This window comes from Evansella sp. AB-rgal1, from assembly GCF_041820985.1.
Lineage (GTDB): Bacteria > Bacillota > Bacilli > Bacillales > Salisediminibacteriaceae > Evansella.
Window position 1 is genome coordinate 90609 of the sequence record NZ_JBGUAU010000008.1, and the last position, 25230, is coordinate 115838.

A 25230-nucleotide genomic window follows, 5' to 3' on the forward strand; every position below is an offset into this window, starting at 1 on the left:
TTTCTACTAATTGCATACATATTAGATGATAAACGAAGAAGGAGGGATTAGTTCGTTGGTTAGACAGGATGCTTGGAATCAAGATGAAGATCTATTGTTAGCTGAAGTAGTACTTCGCCACATTCGGGAGGGTGGTACTCAATTAGCTGCTTTTGAAGAAGTGGGCGAAAAATTATCGCGAACTCCAGCTGCTTGTGGGTTTCGTTGGAACTCCTCAATAAGAAAAAAGTATGAGTCAGCAATTCAGTTAGCAAAAAAGCAGAGAAAACAGCTTAAGAAGGAGGACTTTCGTTTTCCAGAAGCTAGAGAGACTCAGGTAACTGTCCATGAAGATGAAAGTCAATCTGTTTTACAGTCCATAGACGAAATGGTTCACTTTCTCCTTTCCAAAAAAGAGGAGTTATTAGTTAATCAAGAAAAGTCTGATTTACAACGTACGTCTAAACAGATAGACGCGTTGTTAGAAGAAAATAAACATTTAGAAGAAGAGTTAACACGATTAAAGCACGAATATGAAATTGTGAAAAACGATTATCAGTTGATGATCAATGTGATGGAGCGGGCGTCGAAAAGAGGTTCCACGCAATATACAGCAAAGTAATAAAGAGGGTGTAGCAGAATATTTTGCTACACCCTCTTATCTTTAATAAGTCTGAAGCTAATAAGCTCTCTTTACTCTGTGACTTGCTCTTTGACTCCAGCAGGGAACCATACGAACGGGTTTTCACCACGATCTCGATCAGGTAGATATGTAAGAGGTTCGAACCCTAATTTCTTCCAATAATCATCTGAGCGTTGTCTAGCATTTGTTTTGACAGGTAAACCTAAGCTTTTTGCATGATCTACTAAACATTTACCTATCCCGTTCCCTTGATATCCTGGTAAAACTTCTAATTTCCATAATTCATAATAGTCTTGAGGTGGTTCAAAGTATCGATCAAACTTCTTATCTATCTTATACAAACTCATACGACCAACAAGCTTATTTCCGAAGTATACTCCATAAAAGGGAGATTCACTATCGTTTTCAATAATATTAGCTTCTAAATCTTCTTTCATAGATAATTCCTGCAAACCATATTCTCTGAAGTTTTCAAATTCCTCTAATGTTTTAAAATTCACATGTAATCGTACTACTCTATTTGTTACCAAACTTGATCCCTCCACGTTTTATTTATTTATGTGTTTTGATCGGTCTAGAAAAAATATAAAAATTGAATAGTCTATATATTATTATAATTTAAAAGGAAACAAAAAGAAAACGTTATCTTTTTTATTACTATGAAAATAATAAAGTTGATTTTCAGGTATGTTGTAAAAAAGCTACCTTGAAAATACGTGATCTCATTAGTGGTTGTGTAGGTAAGTGTTCCATTCACTCCAGTCCACTCCTTTCCCTTGGGGAGTTGCCGAGCCACTTTCATCAATTTGGCCTAGGTACGCGCACACGTCCTGTCGGCAATGGCATCATGTCGCCATCTTGGCTCCTGTCGCTATGGTGTCTCGCCCCTACTCTACTTCCCACTGGAGTTCGTGGACCGGCGCTTATCCATAGGAAGGGATTGATACTAATATACTTCACAACGTATTTTTATTTACCAATGGTGGAGTAGTTTCCCTTTAATCAAAGGATGTGAAAGAATAAAATTGATGTTCGTTCATTGAATATATTGAAGTTAATTTTGATCAGTTATGATAAACTATTTACAATACATATTACGGGGTGTTCTCTTAAAATATGACTTTCGCTAAGGTGGTGAATGCCATTAATATCGCAGTTATCGGTGCAGGATCAGTAGGGTTATTAATTAGTTACTACTTACTAAAAATGGGGCATGAAGTTACGATTGTGACAAAAACAGAGAAGCAAAAAGACATTTTAATTCGTGAAGGACTATTTTTAGAAAAAGATGGAAAACGCTCTCGTGTAAGCCCAAAGAAAGTACTAACACATAAGGAAAATTATTGTGATGTACAACTCTGGATTGTAACATTAAAACAAATAGTTCTACCGGATTTTTTAATACGTTGGAAAGAAGTTGGAGGCATTCCTCCTGTATTATTCTTACAGAATGGGATGGGGCATGAAGAGTTAGCAAAACAATTTCTTTCTACGAACGTTTTTTGTGGAATTGTAACGCATGGGGCAAGGAGGATGGATGATAATCTTGTTATACATACCGGAGTCGGTGAAATGGTGGTTGGGAAAGAACAAAGTCACATTGTAGGAAAGTTACTAGATAGTCATCCTTTTTTCTCTATAAAACAGGTGGATGATATTCAGTATGAAATGAAACGTAAATTAGTAGTAAATCTTGTAGTAAATCCCCTAACAGCTATATATAGAATAAAGAATGGAAAGCTGTTAACAAATAGTTTCTTTTACCAAAATGCGAGAAAGATGTTTGAAGAAGGCATTACAGTCTTACATTTATCTCAGGAGGAATGGAATTATGTTAAAGAGATAGTTGAAAAAACAAGAGGAAATTATTCATCTATGTATCAAGACATGAAAAAAAGAAGAAATACAGAAATACATAGTATTACTGGTTATGTACTAGATTTAGCGAAAAAAGAGAATCGGGAACTTCCATTTATAACGTTTGTTCATCAATCCATCGTTGGTTTAGAGAGGGAGTATGAAAGTGAATGGTGTCAGTGAAGTATTCGTATTCGTTGCGGCGACATTAGTGACCGCTCCATTAATTGGACTCTATATTGTTTATTTGATTGCTGTAAAATCAACACATAATAAAGTGTATTCAGTGAAACTTGCTGTTGACTCCACTGCCTTTTTATTTATCATTGCAGTGTATTTTATTATATTAGAAATATGGGAAGTAAGAATAATGTGGCTTTTCATTTTGTTCGTTCTATTATCTGCTATGATATTTACATTTTTACACTGGAAAAAATATGAAGATATCCAAATCACAAAGGTATTAAAAGGAGTATGGCGTTTTCAATTCTTCGTCTTTTTTGTTTTATACTTTATCCTAATATTTTATGGATTAGTTAGACATGTGTATGTGCTAGCCAAATGATAAGTCATGATAATTGGTACAGTCCTTATTCTTTGTTATAATGAAACATAGTTTATTCTATCAAGATGTTACTAAATTGCTAAAAGAGTGAGAGGTTGTTATCTACATGAAGATGATGTTTCAGGATCATATAAAGCCAGATACCTTTTTACACCAATACATACACGGGGATCCTAAAGTAATGGAGTTTTATGATTATCCATTAAATGAAACTGGAGTGGTAAAAAGATACGAAGAATTGAAAAGTAGAAAGTTTGAACGTACTGCATTAGTAAAGGCGTTACTTTCGTTTAATCGACCTCTTACCAATTCCGAAGCAACTTTTACACAAATACATCGGTTGCTTGATGAAGACTCTGTCGTTGTTGTTGGTGGTCAGCAAGCGGGCCTCTTAACAGGTCCAGTTTATACAATAAATAAAATTTTATCGATTCTTCATGAAGCAAAAATGGTAGAAGAGCAATTGGAGGTTCCTGTTATACCAATCTTTTGGATCGCAGGAGAAGATCATGATGTCGATGAAGTAAACCATACATATTTTCATTATTTGGGAAAAACGAAAAAAATTCTTTTACATGAGAAAAATAGTATTAAACAACCTGTCTCTGAACGGAAAATATCTATCGAAGAGGCTAAAGCACTCTTGAAAGATGCCTTTTTATTTTTACCAGAGACGATGTATACAAAGGGATTATACTCAGATTTAATAGCGGACTTAAACAAAAATGAAGTTACCTATGTTCAATGGTTTGCCCGTATCATTCACAGGTTATTTAAGGATACAGGACTCGTGTTAATGGATGCAGCAGACCCGAACATAAGAAATATTGAAAAGCCATACTTTCAAGATCTCTTGAAAAACAATGACAATATCAGAGCGGCGTTTTCAGAAGGAGCAATGCAATTTAGAAATGAAGGCTTTGGGGAACCTATTGAAATAAATGAAAATAACGCACACATATTTATACACGACCAAGGTCAGCGTTTTTTATTAGAAAAAGAGGGAAGTTACTTTAAAGAAAAAAATGGTATAAATAAATGGACGCTTGAGGCACTTCACGACCTTTTGAACAGCAATAGTTCTTTATTAAGTAATAATGTTGTAACTCGTCCTATTATGCAAGATAAGCTTTTGCCAGTTGTTTCTTTTGTATCAGGACCTGGAGAACTGATGTACTGGGGAACATTAAAAAAAGTGTTTCGCACAATGGGGATTTGTATGCCACTAATTTATCCGAGGTTACATTTGGCTTTTGTTTCGAGAAGTTCAGAAAAAAACCTTCAGTGGATGAACGTGGAGCCTCATACAGTGACAACAGAAGGGATTGAAAATCACAAGACAAGGTGGTTTAATCGATCTAGTGAGGTAGATGTACCTAAAGAATTTCAAATTTTATCTCAAGACCTCGAGAACATACTCATAAAAGTAGAAAATTCTTTGAAACCTCTTGGTCCCGATGCGAATCAGATACATGATAGGTATAAAAAATTGCTCAAAAATGAACTAAATCAATATGAAAAAAGGGTTGGGAAATACCTCTACGATAAGCATAGACCATTTTTATTACGATTTGATAAAGTGCAGACAGAACTAAGGCCAAACGGTAATTGGCAGGAAAGATATTTGAACATATTTCCTTTTTTGAATGAGCATGGTGAAGACTTAATTTTACAGGTGCTTAAAAGTCTACCACCTCGAAATTTAATCGGTAGTTTTTTATATGTTTATTTATAAGAGCAAGAATAACGCGCATTATTTTCTTAGGGAAAATAATGCGTGTTTTTTTTATTTGCCGCCAATGTGCCCGAACACCGCATCAGAACAGTATTTGGGTAACAATGGAGGCGCCAATGTGCCTGAACTGAGCACCTGAACAGTATATGGGTAACAATGAAGGCGTCAATGTGCCCGACCACCTAATCAGAACTGTATTTGGGTAACAATGGAGGCGCCAATGTGCCCGAACACCGCACCTGAACAGTATTTGGGTAACAATGAAGGCGCCAATGTGCCCGAACACCGCATCAGAACAGTATTTGGGTAACAATGGAGGCGCCAATGTGCCCGAACACCGCATCAGAACAGTATATGGGTAACAATGGAGGCGCCAATGTGCCTGAACTGAGCACCTGAACAGTATTTGGGTAACAATGGAGGCGCCAATGTGCCCGAACACCGCATCAGAACAGTATATGGGTAACAATGGAGGCGTCAATGTGCCCGACCACCGCACCTGAACAGTATATGGGTAACAATGGAGGCGCCAATGTGCCCGAACTGAGCCTTAGCCATTTCCTTTTTGTATTCATAAAACACGTTTTAGTGATAATTTTATAAAATAATCCCCCACTTACCCCCACTTATTAGTAAAACATGATAATTTCTCTCTGTTTTATTGAAAAATCACTATTTCCTTCTTTATTTTCCTGATGTTGAAATAAGTAAAATCAAAAATATCCTTGTCTAATCCCTAATTAAACACTGTCGATATAGGTCTTTTTATCATAAATTCATTATTCTAGGTGGTGGAAAGTGGGGGGATGTGGTAAATTAGTGATATAAAGTGGGGGAAGGAGGGGTTCCTATGTTCATGGGCGAGTTTCATCATACGATTGATGAAAAAGGAAGAATGATCATTCCTGCAAAGTTTCGTGAAGAACTAGGTCCCAACTTCGTCGTAACCCGAGGAATGGATAAATGTTTATTTGTTTATCCTGAGCAAGAATGGAGACAATTAGAACAGAAACTAAAAACATTACCCTTCACAAAAAAAGATGCCCGTGCATTTACAAGGTTTTTCTTCTCAGGTGCAACAGAAAGTGATTTAGATAAACAAGGTAGAGTGAATATTGCACCGACTCTCCGCTCTTATGCACAGTTAGAAAAAGAATGTGTTGTAATCGGCGTATCTAATCGAGTGGAAATATGGAGTAAATCCATTTGGGAAGAGTACTTTGCTGAGTCTGAAGATTCTTTTGCTGAAATTGCTGAAGGAATTGTGGACTTTGAATTATAAACGAAGGTTAAAAAAAGGGAGGATACATCATTGTTTGAACATGAGACAGTTTTGAAAGAGCCAACAATTGATGGCCTGAATATTCAACCGGATGGAGTATATGTAGATTGTACCCTTGGTGGTGGAGGTCATAGTGAACGAATTCTTTCGCAACTAAATGAAAACGGGAAGCTTATTGCATTCGACCAAGATGAGGTTGCCTTAAACCATGCGAAACAGCGCCTTGCCTCCTACGAGAAACAAATCATTTTTGTACATAGTAATTTCCGGTACTTAAAAGAAGAATTAACGAAATTGGGCTTTGAAAAAGTAAATGGTTTTGTGTTTGATTTGGGAGTTTCATCTCCTCAATTTGATGAACCAGAGCGTGGCTTTAGTTATAGATTTGATGCTCCTCTTGATATGAGAATGGACAGAAATCAATCTTTAACAGCGTTTGATATTGTAAATAGTTGGCCGTTTGAAGAAATAATGAAGGTTATATCTAGGTACGGGGAAGAGCGTTTTGCAAAACATATTGCAAGAAAAATCGAAAAAGCTAGAGAGGTCAAGCCTGTTGAAACTACTTTTGAATTAGTTGAAATAATTAAGGATGCAATCCCTGCTCCTGCTAGAAGAAAAGGTGGGCATCCTGCAAAAAGAACCTTCCAAGCATTTCGTATTGCTGTAAATGATGAATTGAATGTGTTTGAAGAAGCGTTAGAGGATGCTATTGATTTCACTGAAACGAAAGGAAGAATTGCAGTTATTACGTTTCACTCTTTAGAAGATAGGATTTGTAAGCAGTTATTTAAACGTAAAAGTACTAGAGAAGATTTACCGAGGGGTCTTCCAATAATTCCAGAAGAGATGCAACCAGAACTAACATTAATAAATAGAAAACCAATATTAGCAACGGAAGAAGAATTAGACGCTAACCCTAGAGCCCAGTCAGCAAAATTAAGGATCGCAGAGAAAAATTAACATAAACATTGAGGAGGAGAAATATGAGTTCACTAGTGCAAAGGCAAATGGAACAACCAGTAATAAACCCTAGTAGAAGGAGACAACCTGTTCCTAAAGCTACTCCTAAAAAAAGAGTTACAAAAGGGGAAAAACTCATATATAGTATTGCTTTAATTGGGATTGTATTTTCCCTCTATTTCGTGTTATCTAATTATGCTACAATCTATGTTACGAACCATCAAATTCAAAAATCAGAGTTAGAAATCCACAATCAATTAAGTGTGAACGAGGGCCTACAACTACAAGTGATGGAGTTATCTGATCCTGAAACGATACTATCTAAAGCAAAAGAAATGGGGATGGGTTTACATAACGAAAACGTTCGATTCACTCATTCTAACGACAATTAACATGATTAAAAAACGTACAAAAATCTAATGTGGCTGGGCCAAAAGTGTTTTCATCACGGTGAAAGCAGAACGAAATGATACTTGTGTTTACTATTCGCTACGGAAATATACTTCGCTTTCCGCGGGTGGCTGCTGAGCCGCCGAGTGCTTAAGCACTCCTGGGGTCTCACCCTTGCCTTTTGATCCCGCCGGAGTCTTCGTATATTTCCTCCGCTAAGGTTACACATCGTTCTGCTTCTCAGTTCTACACTTTCGTTATGCCCCAGCCTCTCCGCTATACATAAACAGAGGAGGTACGCCGTGGATAAGAACAAAAATAGATCAATCGTCATCAAGCGCGCCCTCATTATTTTAGTTATTTTCCTTCTAGGGTTAACAGGTTTATTTTCCCGTTTTGTTTACATACAAGCTGCTAAAGAGGTTCAGGGGCATGACCTTGAAGAACTACTGGAAAGACGCTGGTCTCAGTCAAGAGTTCTTGAAGGGAAACGGGGCTCTATTTTTGATAGAAATGGGGAAACGTTAGCAGAGGAATTAACTTCTTATACAGTGGTAGCGATACTAGATGAACGTTATCATGATAGAGTGGAAGACCCAGTACACACAGCACAGCAACTTAATACCGTACTAGATATAGATGTTAGCAGTCTTACTGAATACTTAAGTCAAGAAGGAAGAGTTCAGGTAGAATTAGGTCCAAATGCAAAAAACCTAAGCTATGAAAAAATGAAAGAGATAGAAGAATTGAAGTTACCTGGAATTCAATTTCGACAAGATCCAAGAAGGTATTATCCGAAGCAAACATTTGCTTCTCATATATTAGGTTATACAGAACGGGATATGTCTGTCGCAAGAATGGGCTTAGAAAGCAGTTTAAATGAATATCTGAAAGATGAGCAAGGAAGAATTTCCTACCAAAAGGATGGGAAGAATCGAAGGCTTACAAATGCTAATGAAATTATAGATCCTCCGAAAAATGGAGATAATGTTTTTTTAACTTTAGATACTAGAATTCAAATGGCCATAGAGCAAACAATGAACCAAGTGATAGAAGAGTATAATCCTGAACGAGTAATGGCAATTGTTGCAAATGCAAAGACAGGAGAAATTCTGGGAATGTCCAATCGTCCTAGTTTTAACCCTAATCAATACGAATCTATTATTAATTATACTAATTTTAATATTTCTGCTAGATTTGAACCAGGTTCAACAATGAAAATGTACCCATTAGCGGCAGCTATTGAAGAAGGAATTTATGATGGAGAGGAATTCTATCAATCGGGATCTTATCAAATTGGACCAGATAGAATTCATGACCATAATCGTGGAGGTTGGGGTAGAATATCGTTTAATGAAGGATTTCAAAGGTCATCAAATGTTGCTTTTTCCATTCTTGCATTGGAAAAGCTAGGTCCCGACAAGTTGTATAATTACTTAGATGCTTTTGGTTTTTACTCTCCTACAGGTATTGACTTGCCAAATGAAATAAATGGTACTATAGCCCGAAATCAACGAATTGATGCTGCAACGACGGCTTATGGACAAGCTTCTGCAGTAACTCCCATTCAGCAAATTCAAGCAGCGACTGCTATTGCTAATGGTGGTAAGATGATGAAGCCATATATCATCGATCGAATCGAATCTACAGAAGGGGAGACAATACTTAATAATGAACCACAAATTGTAGGGGAACCTATTTCTGCAACTACATCAAAAGAAGTGTTGGAATTACTAGAATCCGTAGTAACTTCCGAAGTTGGTACAGGTAGGCCGTATGCAATTGATGGATACCGAGTAGCAGGTAAAACAGGTACAGCACAAATTCCTCGTGACGATGGCCCAGGATATCTAACGGGAGATGGGAACTTTATATACTCTTTCATGGGGATGGCACCGGTAGAGGACCCTGAAGTTATAGTATACGTTGCTGTAGATCGACCGAAAATTGTGGATCCAGAACCAGGGTCTGCTCCGGTATCATTAATTTTTAGATCAGTCATGAATCAAAGTTTACAATATTTAAACATATCACCAACAGAATCTACGGACCAGAAAGACGAAATAAATGAAATGATAGATGTAACAGGATATAGTGTTTCTAATGCAATAGAACAATTAGAGTCAATGGGATATGATGTTGTTGTACTAGGTGATGGTAGACAGGTAACGTTACAACACCCATTGGGGAACCAAAAACTAATTCCTGGTGAAAAGGTCTTTATAAAAACAGATGGCGCTACGGTAATAATGCCTAATATTGAAGGATGGTCTACTAGACAAGTCTATGGATTAGCTATTATGTTAGATTTAACAGCTGATTTGGTAGGAAGAGGCTATGTATACTCTCAAACTCCTAGTCCGGGAGAAGAATTAACTGAGCGTGCAACGATTGTCGCAAATCTTCGTTTTCCTGGAGATCACGTGGAAGAGGATCAACATCAGGAAGGAGACTCTCTAGAGGATGAAGAGGAAGAAGAAGAGTTTTTTATGGATTAGAGAGTTATAGGGTAAAATAATTTGTATGAAAAATAGTTCCTAAACAGAAAATTTAAATAAAGAAGTACCTGGTTTGTTTATTATTAACAAGGTTCGCTCTGTTTTCTACTTTCTGATAAAATCGTAATGGACAGGTTCTATCCTGTCCATTTTTTTCATATGACTGAACCAAGCCATAGTGTTTAAACATTGGGAGGTTCACGATGAAAAGAGTATCGAATGTAACAGTACGTAAAAGACTTATTTTTGCATTAAGTGTAGGACTAGTTGTGTTTTTCGTCATGATTATCCGTTTAGGCTTTGTTCAATTAGTTATGGGGAATGAAATCTCTGAAAAGGCAGAAGATTCATGGAGTAGAAATATTCCTTTTGAAGCCAAACGAGGAGAGATACTAGATAGAAATGGAGTAGCATTAGCAACTAATATAAGTGCTCCATCTGTATTAGTAGTTCCTCGACAAGTTTCGGATCCTTCAAATGTAGCAGCGCAATTAGCAAAAATTCTTAACATGGATAATCAAAAAGCATACCAGAAAGTAACAGAAAACGCATCTATTGTACGAATAAATCCAGAAGGTCGGAAAATTAGTAATGAATTAGCAAATCAAGTTCGACAGTTAAAACTAGATGGTGTGTACATCGCTGAGGATAATAAACGACATTATCCAAATGGACAGTATTTATCTCATGTGTTAGGGTTTGCAGGCATTGATAATCAAGGGTTAACAGGTCTAGAACTATATTATGATAAGGAGTTATCAGGTGAAAAAGGGCATGTATCCTTTTACTCTGATGCAAAAGGGAGAAGGATGCCAAACTTAGCAGATGAGTATACGGCACCAATAGATGGACAACACTTAAAATTGACTATTGATTCACGAATCCAAACGATTATTGAAAGAGAGTTAGATAATGCGGAAGCTATCTATAATCCTGACGGTGCAATAGCGATTGCAATGGATCCAAATACAGGTGAAATATTAGGGATGTCCTCTCGCCCAGATTATGATCCAGAACGTTTTCAGGAAGTGCCTCCTGAGATATATAATCAAAACAAACCAGTATGGAGTCAGTATGAGCCAGGGTCTACATTTAAGATTATAACCCTAGCTGCAGCACTAGAGGAAGGGCATGTGAACTTGGACGAAGATGACTTTCATGATCCAGGGTTTATCGAGGTTGCAGGACACAGACTCCGTTGTTGGAAAAAAGGTGGTCACGGATCCCAAACGTATTTAGAAGTTGTACAGAATTCTTGTAACCCTGGTTTTGTGGCTTTAGGGGAGAAGTTAGGCAAAGAGACCCTATTTGATTATATTGGTAATTTTGGTTTTGGAAGTAAGACGGGGATAGATTTACAAGGAGAAGGTACTGGGATTTTATTTGATCTAGATGCTGTGGGCCCGTTGGAATTAGCAACGACAGCATTTGGTCAAGGGGTGTCAGTAACACCAATACAGCAAGTTGCTGCTGTATCAGCTGCGATTAACGGTGGAACGTTGTATCAGCCTTTTTTAGCAAAAGAATTTGTGGACCCAAAGACAGGGGAAGTTGTTTCAAAAACGACACCTACTGTAACAAGAGAGAATATTATTTCCGAAGACACATCGGCTGAAGTGAGAAGAGCTTTAGAACATGTTGTTGCAAAAGGGTCCGGAAGAAATGCATACATTGATGGTTACCGTGTAGGAGGAAAAACAGGTACAGCTCAGAAAGCTCAAGGAGGGCGTTATTTAGAAAATAACCATATTGTGTCTTTCATTGGATTTGCTCCTGCGGATGATCCTCAAATAGTGATTTATGTTGCGATTGATAATCCGAAAGAGATTAGACAGTTTGGGGGAACCGTAGCAGCCCCTATTGTTGGAAATATAATGGAAGATAGTCTGCGAGTTATGGGGGTAGAAAGAAGAGAAGGACAGATCCCAAAAGAGTTAAATTGGAATGATGAACCCATTGTAGATGTTCCAGATTTAGTAGGTTTAACGATTCGAGAAATAAATCAAGCATACTATGAGTTGCAATTAGATGTATCTGGAGAAGGGAAAGAAGTTGTTCTTCAATCACCTGAATCTGGAGTTCGAGTAAAGGCGGGTTCTACCATTCGGGTATATATGGGTGACAAACCTGAAGGAGAACAGTAAAATGGAACGTATGAGAAAGAGTAAAAGATAGAGAACTGGTGATCAAAAAGGGATTCCCTCTTTTTGATCCTCCATCCATCTTTATCTCAGTGGAAATGAAAGAGGGATGTTTTAATGATTCAATTACACTCATTACTAAAAGGGTTACCTTCTTATGAACTTTCAGGAGAAGAAAATCCAACAGTTCATGAATTACACATGGATTCTCGTGAAGTATCTGAAGGTAGTCTCTTTTTTTGTATACGAGGCTACACTGTCGATGGTCATGACTTTGTTAACCAAGCAGTAGAAAAAGGTGCTGTTGCAATTGTTGCAGAACAGGATCTTCATGTTCCTATCCCCGTGGTGAAAGTGAAAAATTCAAAGCGTGCAATGGCTATTTTATCATCACTATTTTATGACTACCCTACAACAAAGTTCGATTTAATAGGAGTTACAGGTACAAATGGAAAGACTACTGTTACCCATTTAATTGAAAAGATATTAAGTGATTCGGGAAAAAATACAGCTATTATTGGCACGATGTATATGAAGTATGCAGGGCAAGAAGTACCTGTTGCAAATACAACACCAGAGTCACTTGTTTTACAAAAACACTTCCATGAAATGGTCCAATCAAAGGTTGACGCTGTGACAATGGAAGTTTCTTCTCACGCTCTGGAGCTAGGGCGTGTACATGGAAGTCAATACGATGTAGCGGTATTTACAAATATCTCACAGGATCACTTGGATTTTCATGAGACAATGGAAAGATACACTCATGCAAAAGGATTACTATTTGCTCAATTAGGTAATGCATATAAAAAACACCACCAACCAAAAGCTGTTTTAAACGTAGATGATGATGCGTTTCAGCGGTTAGAAACGATGACTGCAGCCCCTATTATTACATACGGAATCGAAGGGGAAGCCGATGTAAAGGCAGAGAATATACACTTACACGAGTCAGGCTCCAATTTTGATTTATCAGTAAATGGGGAGACTGTTCCAGTAACCTTAAAAATGGCTGGTACATTTTCCATATATAATGCCCTAGCCGCGGCTTCGGCTGTATATGCAGTAGGGATTTCATTACAACAGATAACTTCAAGTCTATCCAGTGTTGAAGGAGTTTCAGGTCGTTTTGAAAGAATTATTACGAACGAAGACTTTCATATCATTGTTGACTACGCACATACCCCAGATAGTTTGCAAAATGTATTAGAGACAATTCAGGAATTTGCTAAGGGAAAAATAAGTGTTGTAGTAGGATGTGGTGGTGATCGTGATAAAACGAAACGCCCATTAATGGCAGGGATAGCAGAAAAGTACGCAGATAAAGTATATTTAACCTCTGATAACCCTAGAACGGAGGATCCGAAAGCAATTTTGAAGGATATGGAACAAGGGATGAGAGGAGATGTGTATACTGTCATAGAAAGTCGTAGAGATGCGATTTTCGAAGCAGTTCAAAATGCGGAAAAAGATGAGGTCCTTTTAATTGCTGGAAAAGGACATGAAACATATCAGACAATTGGGAAAGTGAACCATCATTTTGACGATCGTGTTGTAGCAAGGGAAGCTGTAGAGGAGAGACAAAAATAATGGCAGGAAGTATGAATGTGGCACTCTTAAAATCGGTGAGTGTGAATACTATTGGACAGGTTCCTGCTACTTTTACTGTAACAGGGATCTGTATCGACAGTGAAGACGGTATTGATAGCTCTCTATTTATTGCACTAGATGAAAAAAATCTACAAGTAAACCTGGAGAAGGCTATGGAAAGAGGAATAACTGCAGCTATGTGGCGAAAAGGAATTCCTTCCCCTCCAAACCTTCCTGAAAACTTCATGATATTTGAAGTGGAAAATGTTACGGATGCAATTCTTTCACTTGCAAAAAACTATATGAATCATATTGAACCTATCATCGTTACTATAACGGGTTGCGACCAGACATCCACAACAATGGACTTATTCTGTTCCGTTATCAAGAATAAGTTTTACACTCATCAATGTAAGTTGAGAGAAAATAACTTATTAGAACTTTCTTTATCTATCCTTGATATGGATAGAAGAACCGATATTTTTATATGTGAATACAACCTCGAACAAGGTGTGCAACATATAAGTGAATTCTTACATCCAAGCTTTACTATCGTAGCAAATGTTTCAAAGAATTACGATATTCAAAAAGTTATAGATGTTGAAACAGGAATGAAAGCAAGTTCTGTTTTAATTCTTGATGGTGATGATGAGAATCTTCTTAACCTTGACTGGATAGCTGATGTTGTCTCCTGTGGTTTTGGTGAAAGTAATCTATTTCATGTAACCACCATGTCACAGACAGATCAAGAAATTCATTTTGAATTAGCTGGTGTGCATATGCCGTTTACTATTCAAAGTAGAAGCAAAGCCGATGTGAAATGCGCTTTGTTTTCCATAGCCTTGTGTGTCCATTTAGGGATTTTGGCAGATGAAATTTCTAATGCGATAAAAGATGTAATTATAGAAAATTGAGACAATTCCATATTCAGAAGGCATGAAATTGTACAAAGGGCGATAAAATGATAATAGTACTTTTTTTAAAAGATAAGAATTTATAAAATTTTTTTGAACTTAGAAAGGTGTCTAGCTCTAGGCGCCAGGACCTCGTGTCAAATAACCTGGCCGATTAAAAAGTAAAAAGCACTTTTTATCGTCCAGAGCATTTGTATTTCGGTCCGAGAGGGCGCCTTGCGTTTTTCTTGTTTGTTTTTTCATTTTCCTTTTGTATAGAATAATCGTGTCGTCATTTTAGAAAGGAGTTCCTATTATGCTGGAACAGGGTCTACTATTTACTCTGATCTTATCATTTTTAATAACTGTTTTATTATCACCTATCTTCATACCTTTTTTAAGAAGGTTAAAATTTGGGCAAAGTATTCGAGATGAAGGTCCTCAATCTCATCAAAAGAAAAGTGGTACACCAACGATGGGTGGAATTATGATATTACTTTCGGTCATTGTTGCTACATTTATTATGGCTAGTCAATTCCATTCTGTCGATGTGGAAATATGGTTACTTGTTTTTGTCACGTTCGGTTTTGGTTTATTAGGGTTTTTAGATGATTTTATTAAAGTTGTAAAAAAGAGAAATTTAGGATTAACATCGAAACAAAAATTTCTTGGGCAAGTGGTTATATCAGCAATCGTTTATGTTGTACTTTTACAAACGGGGTTATCTACAACGATAACGTTACCTGGTACAACACTGTCGTTAGATGTTGGTTGGTTCTATTTTCCGCTGATCATTGTCATGTTAGTTGGAGCCTCTAATGCTGTCAATCTAACGGATGGATTAGATGGTCTTGTAGCTGGTACATCAGCGATAGCATTTGGCGCGTTTGCAATAATAGCATTTTCCTTTTCTTTGTATACTGTTTCCTTGTTTTCTGTAGCAGTTGTAGGGGCAGTTCTTGGATTTCTAGTGTTCAATGCACATCCAGCAAAAGTATTTATGGGAGATACAGGTTCCCTTGCACTTGGAGGAGCCCTTGCAATGATAGCTATTTTAACCAAAATGGAAATTTTGCTAATCATTATTGGGGGAGTATTTGTTATAGAAACAATTTCAGTAATTTTACAGGTAGTATATTTTAAAGCTACAGGTGGAAAACGAATATTTAAAATGAGTCCCTTGCATCACCATTATGAATTATCTGGTTGGAGCGAATGGCGAGTAGTAGTTACATTTTGGACAGTTGGTTTACTATTCGCAACAATCGGAGTCTACTTAGAGGTGTGGTTGTAATGATAAAGACAAATTACTTTGAAAATAAAAACATTCTCATATTAGGCTTAGCCAAAAGTGGAACAGCTGCTACAAAAATACTTTTAGAACTAGGAGCTAGTGTGACAGTCAACGATCAAAAGCCATTGGAGGAAAATGAACAGGCACAGCAACTTCAAAAATTAGGAGCAAAAGTAGTTTGCGGTTCCCACCCCATTGAATTAGTTCATGAAAAATTAGACTATGTTGTAAAGAATCCAGGGATTCGTTACGATAATACGCTCGTAGCAGAAGCTATGAAACATAGTATTCCAGTTATTACCGAAGTAGAGCTCGCATATCACATTAGTGAAGCAGAAATAATTGGGATAACAGGTTCTAATGGAAAAACGACAACAACAACCTACGTTTTTGAAATGCTAAAGGGTAGTAAGCGTACTCCTCTTTTAGCAGGGAATATTGGGGAGGTAGCATGTGAGGTTGCAGCTGCTAGTTCAACAGATAACGTACTAGTTACTGAACTTTCCAGCTTTCAGCTAATGGGAATAGAGCAATTTAGACCTAAAATATCAGTGGTTTTAAATCTGATTGAAGCACATATAGATTATCACGGTTCAATGGAAAATTATGTGGAGGCCAAAGGAAATATTTTCAAAAATCAATCGGTAGACGATTGTATCATTTATAATGCGGATGATTCTAAAGTCAGTAAACTTATTGAAAGAGGAGCAGCAAAAAAAATACCTTTTTCTACTAAGTCAGTTTTTGAAGATGGCGCATGTATAAAAAATGGATTCTTAACATTATTTGGTGAAAACCTTATTTCTGTAGAGGAAATGTCACTTCCAGGAGACCATAATATTTCAAATGGTTTAGCTGCTTCTGTAGCTGCGTTCTTAGCAGGTGCGAGTAAGGAGCAAATTCGTCATGTACTCAAAACATTTACGGGTGTTAAACATCGTTTACAATTTGTAGATAATTTTAAAGGGAGATCTATTTATAATAATTCAAAAGCGACAAATGTAGAAGCGACGATAACTGCATTGAAAGCTTTTGAACAGCCGATAGTATTAATAGCTGGTGGACTTGATCGAGGAATATCCTTCGATGGCCTGATTCCATTTTTTACTGAACGTGTAAAGGCTGTCGTTACATATGGGGAAACTGCACAGAAAATTGCCGACACAGCATCTAAGTCAGGCGCAGCTACTACTTCTGTTCAAACGCTATCAGAAGCAGTTCAAAAAGCATACGATTATTCACAAGAAGGAGATGTTATTTTGCTCTCCCCAGCTTGTGCATCATGGGATCAGTTCAAAACGTTTGAAGAACGTGGAGATTGCTTTATTGAAGAAGTAAAAAAGATTGTCCAGTAAGAGTCATGTTTGTCCAATAACCACATAAACATAGGTAATAGAGATTCAATAGTAATTTCAATTTAACGTTATGTAATTGAAATTAGAACAGAAACTGAGGTGTTCTCTATTGCCGAAAATAAAACAAGCACCAGATATTTTATTAATAGCTGCAACTGTCAGCTTATTAACGATTGGTTTAATTATGGTATACAGTGCAAGTGCGGTTTGGGCAGAATACAATTTTAATGATTCCTTTTTTTTCCTTAAGCGACAATTGTTTTTTGCTATTTTAGGTTTAATATCCATGTTTTTCATTATGAATGTTGACTTTTGGACATGGAGACGAATGACAAAGATTATTATGATTATCTGTTTTGCACTTCTGATCTTGGTACTTATTCCTGGCGTAGGTCTTGTTCGAGGAGGAGCGAGAAGCTGGTTAGGAGTAGGGGCTTTTTCCATCCAACCATCAGAATTCATGAAGATTGCCATGATTTTTTTTCTTGCAAAGTATTTATCTGAACGACAAAAATATGTCACAACAGTAAAACGAGGACTAATGCCAACTCTCGGTACAGTATCAATTGCGTTTGGTTTGATAATGCTTCAGCCAGATTTAGGTACAGGGATGGTAATGATGCTAACTGCTGTTGTAATGGTTTTTATCGCAGGTGCTCAAGTGAAGCATTTTGTAGTGATAGGTTTTATGGGACTAGCTGGTTTAGTTGGTTTAATTGTATCCGCTCCCTATCGGTTACAAAGAATAACATCATTCTTAGATCCCTGGCAAGATCCATTAGGAACGGGTTTTCAAATCATCCAATCACTTTATGCGATTGGTCCAGGAGGTTTTTTAGGATTAGGACTTGGTGCAAGTAGACAAAAATATTTTTATCTTCCTGAACCACAAACGGATTTTATTTTTGCCATTCTGTCAGAGGAACTAGGGTTTGTTGGTGGAGCTTTCGTATTAAGCTTTTTTGCATTACTATTATGGCGAGGTTTACGAATTGCCTTATATGCACCTGATTTATATGGAAGTTTGTTGGCTACTGGTATTATCGGAATGATTGCAATACAAGTAATGATTAATATTGGTGTAGTTATAGGCTTAATGCCAGTTACAGGTATTACATTGCCGTTCTTAAGCTATGGTGGGTCGTCATTAACCCTTATGCTTACATCCGTAGGTGTTTTATTAAATATTAGTCGGCATATGCGTTAAGGTACAACAATTGTCATGAAACTCGTCACAGTCTTTCATAACGCCAAAAGATCAATTTTTGATCTTTTGGTTTTTTTATACTATGATGGATATATATTGTATACTAACCTAGTTGCTTATATATGAAGTTATCGAAAACTAAAATTCAACTTCTTTCAATGTTTCCACTCTTATTAGTCGATAAGAAAAGCGCAAGGCGCCCTTTCACGACCGAAATGCAAATGTTCTGGACGATAAAAAGTGCTTTTTACTTTTCATCGTCCAGGTTATTTGACACGAGGTCATGGCGCCTGGAGCTAGAACTTTCTAAGTTCAAAATCTTATACTTATCTTTTTAAAAATACAATGGCTACTCTTATTGTAAAAGAGGGAACTAAAAAAGGATGGAAAACGATCTTTTACGGTACCCTCTAATATACGCAGTTGTTTTTTAACATATCTGATTTACGCTATTTTTGAATATCGTCTCATTAGGACAATCGGTTGTACAATATAATGTAAGAGATTTGAAATGAGTCATGTTGGAGGGGAATTATGAAGGTATTAGTTACAGGTGGTGGAACAGGTGGGCATATATACCCTGCTTTAGCTTTCATACGTACCATACAGAAACATAATAAAGATGCAAAATACTTATATATTGGAACTGAGAATGGGTTAGAAGCAAAGATTGTAAACAAGGAAAATATTCCTTTTAAAACAGTAAACATCTCAGGATTTAAGAGGAAACTTTCTTTTGATAATGTTCAAACAATACTACGCTTTTTAAAGGCTGTAAGAGTTGCGAGAAAGTATATAGAAGATTTTCAGCCAGATATTGTTGTAGGAACTGGTGGATATGTTTGTGGGCCAGTTGTTTACGCAGCTGCCAAAAAAGGGATACCTACAATTATTCATGAACAAAACAGTGTTCCGGGCTTAACCAATAAATTTTTGAGTAAGTATGTTGATCGTGTTGCGATTTCTTTTGATGCTTCGAAACAATATTTTCCAAAATCGAAAGTAGTGCTTACAGGGAATCCTAGAGCACAAGAAGTAGTGGAGGCAGCGAAGAAATCTAATGGAAATAGACTTGTAAAGCTAGGTCTATCTTCAGCAAAAAAGACCGTGCTAGTGGTTGGTGGAAGTAGAGGAGCAAGGCCAATAAATGAAGCGATTATTGGTACTCTTGATGAGTGGAAGAAGAAAGATTATCAATGTTTATATGTGACCGGAGAAGTCCATTATGAAAGTGTAAAGAAAGAGTTAGAGAAGGTACCAACGCTAAATAATATTGTCTGTGTTCCTTATATTCACGATATGCCACAAGTTTTAAGTGAAGTTCATTTACTAGTTGCTAGAGCAGGTGCCACAACCTTATCAGAAACAACTGCACTTGGTCTGCCGTCTATTTTGATTCCGAGTCCATATGTAACTAACAATCATCAAGAGAAAAATGCACGTTCTCTAGAGAGTGTGAATGCAGCAAAAGTAATATTAGAAAAAGATATGTCTCCTGAAACGTTATTAAAAGAAATTGATACAATCATTGGAGATGATGCAAACTGGGAATCAATGCGTAAAGGTGCTTTAAGTATTGGCATGCAAACTGCAGGAGATAAACTCTATCAGTTAATGATACAACTAGTACAACAAAGATAGTGATGGAGGGTATGTATGAACAATTTAGTAAAAATACTACAGGATCTTCAAGTTGGGAAGGTAACGGAAAATGAACCGTTAAAAAATCATACCACGTGGAAGATTGGCGGACCGGCTAAAATTTTGTTTGAGCCTTCTTCCATAGATGGGCTTCAAAAAGCTATGGTTGAAATCATAAAAAGGAAAGTACCTTGGTTTGTTATTGGAAGAGGATCGAATTTACTTATTTCCGACGAAGGTATTGATGGAATAGTTATTAAATTAGGAGAACAGACAGCTAGTTTTACACAAGAGGGTGAAACCTTAAAAGTAGAGGCGGGTTATTCTTTAATAAAGCTTGCCACTATTATAAGTAAAAAGGGGTACTCAGGTTTAGAATTTGCGGGAGGAATACCTGGTTCTGTCGGTGGGGCTGTATTTATGAATGCTGGTGCCCATGGATCAGATATCTCTAAAATACTTACAAAGGCACATGTGTTGCTTCCAGACGGTACCTTTAAGTGGTATACAAATGAGGAGATGGAATTTTCCTATCGTACCTCTAAGCTCCAAAAGGAAAAAGGTATTTGCGTAGAAGCAGTTTTCGAATTGAAAAAAGGGGACAAAGAAACGATTACGAAAGAAATGCAAGGGAATAAAGATTATCGCAGAGAAACTCAACCTTGGAGTTACCCTTGTTGTGGAAGTGTGTTTCGTAATCCACTTCCAAATCATGCAGGTAAATTGATTGAGGAAGCAGGATTAAAGGGATATTCTATTGGTGATGCAGAAGTTTCTACCATGCATGCAAACTTTATTGTTAATAAAGGTAATGCAACGGCTCAAAATGTACTTGATTTAATTGATTATATAAAAGAAACGATTAAAAAAAAATATGGTGTTACTATGCACACTGAGGTTGAATTAGTTGGTAGTGTTAATTTTAAATAGACTAACAAAAATGGTATGATTGAGGGTGTAGGAATGATTAAAAATCTTTCCTACACCCTCGAAACCATTATCATGAATATGCTGTGTAGTTTTTTACCAAAAAATAATCTATATGGTTTATGATAAAAAAGTAGAAATTTCTCCTTTTGAGGAGTATATTTAACTATAGTTCTTGTTGAAAATACAGGCATTTTGTCCTTTTTTGAAAAAAATGCGATTTAAATGTTTTCTCGTTTTAATGCTTGCTATACAATGGAGGAAGGATGAATGAATAATAAGAATGTAATTGATATAGAAGAAAGAATTCCCACTTTGAAAGATCGTCGCAAGCAACGGGCTAATCGCAGACTTATTTTTTATATCTCGTTTTTCTTTATTTTAATTACGATTGTTACTTATTTTCAATCTTCTATCAGCCATGTGAAAAGTGTTGAGGTGACAGGTAATATCCATGTTCCTACTGATTTGATAGTGGTCAAGTCTCGATTATTAGATGAGACAAGCATGTGGGGAATAAATGAAGATGCAATAAAAAACGATCTGTTAGCCCATCAAGAAATATCAAATATTTCTATTGCGAGAGCATGGCCAAATACAGTTACTCTTCTAGTAGAAGAATATGAACGTATTGCTTACATACAAGAAGATGGTTTATATACACCATTATTAGAAAATGGCGAGGTACTTTCTAGTCTAGAAGAAGCTTTTATCCCATATGATGCACCACTAATAGTTGATTTTGTTAATGAAAATCAAAAAATGCAAATGGCACAAGAATTACTAGATACCCCGCAATATATTCGGGAGCGAATTTCAGAAATTTATCTAGCGCCTTCAGAGAATGATCCGTTACGTATTATTCTTTATATGAATGATGGGTTCGTTGTACATTCAACAATACGAAGATTTTCCGAACGGATTTCCCCATACCCTTCTATTATTGAGCATCTGGACCCAGCAATAGAAGGTATTGTTCACATGAGAATGAATCCGTATTTTGAGAGGTTTACTAGCGAGGAGGATGAAGTAGTTGAGAGTGAAGGGTAGTCATGTTATTTTTTCATTTGTTTTATTAGTAACTGGCTTCATTCTTGCTATAAGCTATCAATTTACAAATGAAAATAGTGAATCAGGAAATCAATTATCATCTTCTCAATGGAGAGCAGAAGATGAACTTAGAAATCAGGTTTTAATGGAACAATCCATTAATCGAAATTTAACAGAGGAATTACGGGTGATTCAAAATCAGATCACAGAAATTGAAGAAGAAATTGCAAACCAACAACGAACTTATTTTAATTTGGTAGAAGATATTGATCGTCTTCGTATGATTACTGGGTCAGTACAAGTGAAGGGTGAAGGCCTTAGTGTCATTCTTCGTGATGCAGATTATGTACCAGAGGGTGATAATCCAAATAATTATATCGTTCATGAACAGCATATCCAAAGAGTTATCGATGAGTTATTAGTGACTGGTGCTGAGGCCATTGCTATTAATGGACATCGTATAAACCATCGCTCTTATATACAATGTATTGGACCAGTAATTGAAGTAGACGGAAATATATCCTATGCACCGTTTGAAATTACAGCTATCGGTGAAAGTGAAACGTTAAATAGTGCATTAAATATGGTTGGTGGTGTAGTAGATCAGTTACTTAGCGATAATATTGAAGTTCGCATTGAGCAAAAGAATGAGATCGCACTCGATCCTTATTATTCTGAAAGAGGGTGACGATCATAAATGAAAGATAAAATGATTATATTTACATGTGTTACAACAATTATAGGGTTTATGATTGCTATTCAATTCCAAACGACAAATGAACCAGAATATCGTGATACAAGAAACATTCATGAACTTCGACAAGCATTAGCAATGGAAAAAGATCGTCAAAAGCAACTAAATGTCGAGATGGAAAAGCAAATAGATCTTTTATATCAACTTCAACAAACCGAAGATGTAGAATCAGTCATGGGCGATACCATTGACGAATTAAGGGAAAGAGCTGGACTCACTGAAATAAATGGACAAGGAGTAATCATTGATATTTCTCTTGTTTTTGATGAAGATTATCTAGGTGGACCTATTCGGTCAATTCCTCCCTATTTATTACGCATGTTAGTTAATGAGCTAAATATTAATGGTGCAAAAGAAATTGCAATTGGCCATCAACGACTCATTTCCACTTCTTCTATTAGGGAAGCAAATGGTGTCACCCTCATTAATAGTGCACGAGTAACCCAATTTCCTTTAAGGGTAAGGGTTCTATCAGATGATCCCGAATCGCTTCATCACGCAATTATGTCATCGCAATCGAGAGAGTTTTTCTCTTATGAAAATTTCTCCATCAATTCAACCCCTATTAACTATGTGTCTTTACCAGCATTTGAAAAACCAGTGCGCGTTCGACATATGGAAATAATAAAGGAGGAATAGTAAATGTGGCTTCCGATCATCGGACTTTTGGTTGGGATCCTCCTTGGTCTTTTTAGTGATTTTCGAGTGCCAGATGAATACTCAAGTTATTTATCTATCGCGGTATTAGCTGCACTTGATACATTGTTTGGGGGAATTCGAGCCCATTTAGATAAAGTTTTTGAAGAAAAAGTATTTTTAACGGGATTTTTTTCCAATATCATTTTAGCTGCGGGTTTAGCTTTTCTAGGAGTCCATCTTGGTGTAGACTTATACTTAGCAGCAGTTTTTGCATTTGGTGTACGATTGTTTCATAATCTTGCTTTGATACGTCGTACATTATTAAGTAATTGGTCATTGAAAAGAAAGAATAACTAAATTTATGGGAAAAAATGAAAAAATATATATTTTCCATGAAAATCCTCTGAAAAAAAGAGGGAATGAGAAGTGGATGTTGAATACATTTCATAACTCTTTTGTAGTACTATTTAACCCGAAATGAAAACTGAAATGGATGTAGGATTTAAGGAGGTGCCAACAAATGAACAACCATGATACATACGTCACTCTAGATATGGGCACATCATGCATTCGCGTGGTTATTGGCGAAATGACAAATGGATCACTTAATATTATAGGTGTTGGAGAAGCGAACTCGGAAGGGATCAAAAAAGGATCCATCGTGGACATAGATGAAACAGTTCATTCTATAAGAACTGCCGTAGAAAAAGCAGAGAGAATGATTGGACTTTCTATTGAAAATGTTATCATTGGAATTACAGGAAATCATATTCAATTGCAACCTTGCCATGGAGTTGTTGCTGTTTCCAGTGAGGATCGTGAAATTGGTGATGAAGATATTTCTAGAGTTTTTGATGCAGCACAAGTTATTTCTATTCCTCCTGAACGTGAGATTATTGACGTGATACCAAAACAATTTATTGTTGATGGTTTAGATGAAATAAATGATCCTCGTGGTATGATAGGGGTACGTCTAGAAATGGAAGGTACAATTATTACTGGTTCAAGAACATCATTACATAACGTTATTCGTTGTGTAGAGAAAGCAGGCTTACAAGTCGCAAACATCGTATTGCAACCATTAGCTGCAGGAACCATAGCACTTTCTAAGGATGAAAAAAGTCTTGGTGTTGCTTTAATTGATATGGGTGGAGGGTCAACAACTGTATCAGTTTTCGAAAATGGCAACTTACAAGGAACAAAGCAAATTCCTGTAGGCGGAGATCATATTACCAATGATATTTCAGTAGGATTTCGCACTTCTTCTGAAGAAGCTGAAAAAATAAAACTAGATTACGGACATGCTTTCATTGATTATGCCTCCGATGAAGAGACTTTTGAAGTTTCGGAGATTGGTAGTGATCAAAAGCAAGAGTTTTCTCAATGGCAATTAGCAAACATAATTGAACCAAGAATTGAAGAGATGTTACATTTGGCTCATAAGGAAATTCAGCGATTAGGTTATAACGATTTGCCTGGTGGCTATGTACTAACAGGCGGATCTGTAAAAATGCCGGGTGTGTTAGAATTAGCAAGAGATGTTCTTCAAAAAAATGTTCGTATCGCTATTCCTGATTATATAGGAGTTCGTGAGCCACAGTATACAAATGGTGTAGGAATCATTACTTTTGCACATCGTAATATGCGAATTCAAGGCAAAGAAGTCGCAGCTGCGGTGAGTGTTCATACAGAGGTTACACATGAACGAAAAGAGCGAAAAGAAAAGCCTGTTAAAGCAAAGCAGACTCCTGAAGGACAAGGGGTAAAAAAGAAAGTTACGAACTTGTTTAAAATGTTTTTTGAGTAAATAATTAATTTGATGTCAAATGT

At 36.6% G+C, this 25230-nt stretch carries 22 protein-coding genes; 21 read left to right on the forward strand and 1 reads right to left on the reverse strand.

Annotated features, from left to right (window positions below):
- Nucleotides 1-25 precede the first annotated feature (25 nt).
- On the forward strand, nt 26-601 hold the full coding sequence (locus ACERII_RS08605) for an RsfA family transcriptional regulator (protein ID WP_373641580.1): 576 nt from the start codon (nt 26-28) through the stop codon (nt 599-601).
- Between the two features lie 71 nt (nt 602-672).
- Here ACERII_RS08605 and ACERII_RS08610 read toward each other — a convergent pair whose 3' ends face one another.
- A complete protein-coding gene (locus tag ACERII_RS08610; RefSeq protein WP_373641581.1) occupies nt 673-1152 on the reverse strand; it encodes an N-acetyltransferase in 480 nt (159 codons plus the stop codon).
- Between the two features lie 586 nt (nt 1153-1738).
- Here ACERII_RS08610 and ACERII_RS08615 point away from each other — a divergent pair.
- From ACERII_RS08615 to ftsA, 20 genes are all read left to right on the forward strand, one after another.
- Nucleotides 1739-2662, forward strand: coding sequence for a 2-dehydropantoate 2-reductase (locus ACERII_RS08615; protein ID WP_373641582.1), 924 nt, complete (start codon nt 1739-1741; stop codon nt 2660-2662).
- Nucleotides 2646-3044 carry a DUF3397 domain-containing protein gene (locus tag ACERII_RS08620; RefSeq protein ID WP_373641583.1) on the forward strand — a complete coding sequence of 133 codons (399 nt, stop codon included), beginning with the start codon at nt 2646-2648 and terminating at the stop codon, nt 3042-3044. The genes ACERII_RS08615 and ACERII_RS08620 overlap by 17 nt, the downstream gene beginning before the upstream one ends.
- A 106-nt stretch (nt 3045-3150) precedes the next feature.
- Entirely contained in the window at nt 3151-4779 is a 1629-nt protein-coding gene (bshC, locus tag ACERII_RS08625; RefSeq protein WP_373641585.1) for a bacillithiol biosynthesis cysteine-adding enzyme BshC, read from the forward strand.
- A gap of 850 nt (nt 4780-5629) precedes the next feature.
- Nucleotides 5630-6061, forward strand: a complete 432-nt coding sequence (gene mraZ / locus ACERII_RS08630; protein ID WP_373641587.1) for a division/cell wall cluster transcriptional repressor MraZ — start codon at nt 5630-5632, stop codon at nt 6059-6061.
- A 30-nt stretch (nt 6062-6091) separates the two neighbouring features.
- Nucleotides 6092-7024, forward strand: a complete 933-nt coding sequence (gene rsmH, locus ACERII_RS08635; RefSeq protein WP_373641589.1) for a 16S rRNA (cytosine(1402)-N(4))-methyltransferase RsmH — start codon at nt 6092-6094, stop codon at nt 7022-7024.
- A gap of 23 nt (nt 7025-7047) precedes the next feature.
- On the forward strand, nt 7048-7416 hold the full coding sequence (gene ftsL / locus ACERII_RS08640; RefSeq protein ID WP_373641590.1) for a cell division protein FtsL: 369 nt from the start codon (nt 7048-7050) through the stop codon (nt 7414-7416).
- A 300-nt stretch (nt 7417-7716) separates the two neighbouring features.
- A complete protein-coding gene (locus tag ACERII_RS08645; RefSeq protein ID WP_373641591.1) occupies nt 7717-9912 on the forward strand; it encodes a penicillin-binding protein in 2196 nt (731 codons plus the stop codon).
- Nucleotides 9913-10115: 203 nt separating this feature from the next.
- On the forward strand, nt 10116-12056 hold the full coding sequence (locus tag ACERII_RS08650; protein WP_373641593.1) for a stage V sporulation protein D: 1941 nt from the start codon (nt 10116-10118) through the stop codon (nt 12054-12056).
- 114 nt (nt 12057-12170) lie between these two features.
- A complete protein-coding gene (locus ACERII_RS08655) occupies nt 12171-13640 on the forward strand; it encodes a UDP-N-acetylmuramoyl-L-alanyl-D-glutamate--2,6-diaminopimelate ligase (protein ID WP_373641596.1) in 1470 nt (489 codons plus the stop codon).
- Nucleotides 13640-14554 (forward strand): UDP-N-acetylmuramoyl-tripeptide--D-alanyl-D-alanine ligase, encoded by a 915-nt coding sequence (locus ACERII_RS08660; protein ID WP_373641597.1) that lies wholly within the window; start codon nt 13640-13642, stop codon nt 14552-14554. The genes ACERII_RS08655 and ACERII_RS08660 overlap by 1 nt, the downstream gene beginning before the upstream one ends.
- A 295-nt stretch (nt 14555-14849) precedes the next feature.
- Nucleotides 14850-15827 carry a phospho-N-acetylmuramoyl-pentapeptide-transferase gene (mraY, locus tag ACERII_RS08665; RefSeq protein WP_373641599.1) on the forward strand — a complete coding sequence of 326 codons (978 nt, stop codon included), beginning with the start codon at nt 14850-14852 and terminating at the stop codon, nt 15825-15827.
- On the forward strand, nt 15827-17182 hold the full coding sequence (murD, locus tag ACERII_RS08670; protein ID WP_373641601.1) for a UDP-N-acetylmuramoyl-L-alanine--D-glutamate ligase: 1356 nt from the start codon (nt 15827-15829) through the stop codon (nt 17180-17182). Before mraY ends, murD begins: the two co-directional genes overlap by 1 nt.
- 109 nt (nt 17183-17291) lie before the next feature.
- A complete protein-coding gene (gene spoVE / locus ACERII_RS08675; protein WP_373641602.1) occupies nt 17292-18389 on the forward strand; it encodes a stage V sporulation protein E in 1098 nt (365 codons plus the stop codon).
- A 534-nt stretch (nt 18390-18923) separates the two neighbouring features.
- Nucleotides 18924-20030: an undecaprenyldiphospho-muramoylpentapeptide beta-N-acetylglucosaminyltransferase gene (gene murG, locus ACERII_RS08680; protein WP_373641604.1), complete on the forward strand. Its 1107-nt coding sequence runs from the start codon at nt 18924-18926 to the stop codon at nt 20028-20030.
- Nucleotides 20031-20045: 15 nt separating this feature from the next.
- Nucleotides 20046-20960: a UDP-N-acetylmuramate dehydrogenase gene (gene murB, locus ACERII_RS08685; protein ID WP_373641606.1), complete on the forward strand. Its 915-nt coding sequence runs from the start codon at nt 20046-20048 to the stop codon at nt 20958-20960.
- Nucleotides 20961-21227: 267 nt separating this feature from the next.
- A complete protein-coding gene (locus ACERII_RS08690; RefSeq protein ID WP_373641607.1) occupies nt 21228-22007 on the forward strand; it encodes a cell division protein FtsQ/DivIB in 780 nt (259 codons plus the stop codon).
- The gene (locus ACERII_RS08695; RefSeq protein WP_373641609.1) at nt 21991-22695 is read left to right on the forward strand and encodes a DUF881 domain-containing protein; all 705 of its coding nucleotides are present in this window, start codon (nt 21991-21993) and stop codon (nt 22693-22695) included. Before ACERII_RS08690 ends, ACERII_RS08695 begins: the two co-directional genes overlap by 17 nt.
- A gap of 9 nt (nt 22696-22704) precedes the next feature.
- Entirely contained in the window at nt 22705-23400 is a 696-nt protein-coding gene (locus tag ACERII_RS08700; protein ID WP_373641610.1) for a DUF881 domain-containing protein, read from the forward strand.
- A 3-nt stretch (nt 23401-23403) separates the two neighbouring features.
- Nucleotides 23404-23757 (forward strand): small basic family protein, encoded by a 354-nt coding sequence (locus ACERII_RS08705; RefSeq protein ID WP_373641611.1) that lies wholly within the window; start codon nt 23404-23406, stop codon nt 23755-23757.
- 163 nt (nt 23758-23920) lie between these two features.
- Complete coding sequence (gene ftsA / locus ACERII_RS08710) at nt 23921-25207, forward strand: cell division protein FtsA (protein ID WP_373641613.1); 1287 nt, start codon at nt 23921-23923, stop codon at nt 25205-25207.
- The last annotated feature ends 23 nt before the right edge of the window (nt 25208-25230 follow it).

Coding starts and splice junctions, on each gene's coding strand:
- ACERII_RS08605 (WP_373641580.1), top strand. CDS start 26: ATGATAAACGAAGAAGGAGGGATTAGTTCGTTGGTTAGACAGGATGCT.
- ACERII_RS08615 (WP_373641582.1), top strand. CDS start 1,739: ATGACTTTCGCTAAGGTGGTGAATGCCATTAATATCGCAGTTATCGGT.
- bshC (WP_373641585.1), top strand. CDS start 3,151: ATGAAGATGATGTTTCAGGATCATATAAAGCCAGATACCTTTTTACAC.
- mraZ (WP_373641587.1), top strand. CDS start 5,630: ATGTTCATGGGCGAGTTTCATCATACGATTGATGAAAAAGGAAGAATG.
- ftsL (WP_373641590.1), top strand. CDS start 7,048: ATGAGTTCACTAGTGCAAAGGCAAATGGAACAACCAGTAATAAACCCT.
- ACERII_RS08650 (WP_373641593.1), top strand. CDS start 10,116: ATGAAAAGAGTATCGAATGTAACAGTACGTAAAAGACTTATTTTTGCA.
- ACERII_RS08655 (WP_373641596.1), top strand. CDS start 12,171: ATGATTCAATTACACTCATTACTAAAAGGGTTACCTTCTTATGAACTT.
- ACERII_RS08660 (WP_373641597.1), top strand. CDS start 13,640: ATGGCAGGAAGTATGAATGTGGCACTCTTAAAATCGGTGAGTGTGAAT.
- mraY (WP_373641599.1), top strand. CDS start 14,850: ATGCTGGAACAGGGTCTACTATTTACTCTGATCTTATCATTTTTAATA.
- murD (WP_373641601.1), top strand. CDS start 15,827: ATGATAAAGACAAATTACTTTGAAAATAAAAACATTCTCATATTAGGC.
- murG (WP_373641604.1), top strand. CDS start 18,924: ATGAAGGTATTAGTTACAGGTGGTGGAACAGGTGGGCATATATACCCT.
- murB (WP_373641606.1), top strand. CDS start 20,046: ATGAACAATTTAGTAAAAATACTACAGGATCTTCAAGTTGGGAAGGTA.
- ACERII_RS08690 (WP_373641607.1), top strand. CDS start 21,228: ATGAATAATAAGAATGTAATTGATATAGAAGAAAGAATTCCCACTTTG.
- ACERII_RS08700 (WP_373641610.1), top strand. CDS start 22,705: ATGAAAGATAAAATGATTATATTTACATGTGTTACAACAATTATAGGG.
- ACERII_RS08705 (WP_373641611.1), top strand. CDS start 23,404: ATGTGGCTTCCGATCATCGGACTTTTGGTTGGGATCCTCCTTGGTCTT.
- ftsA (WP_373641613.1), top strand. CDS start 23,921: ATGAACAACCATGATACATACGTCACTCTAGATATGGGCACATCATGC.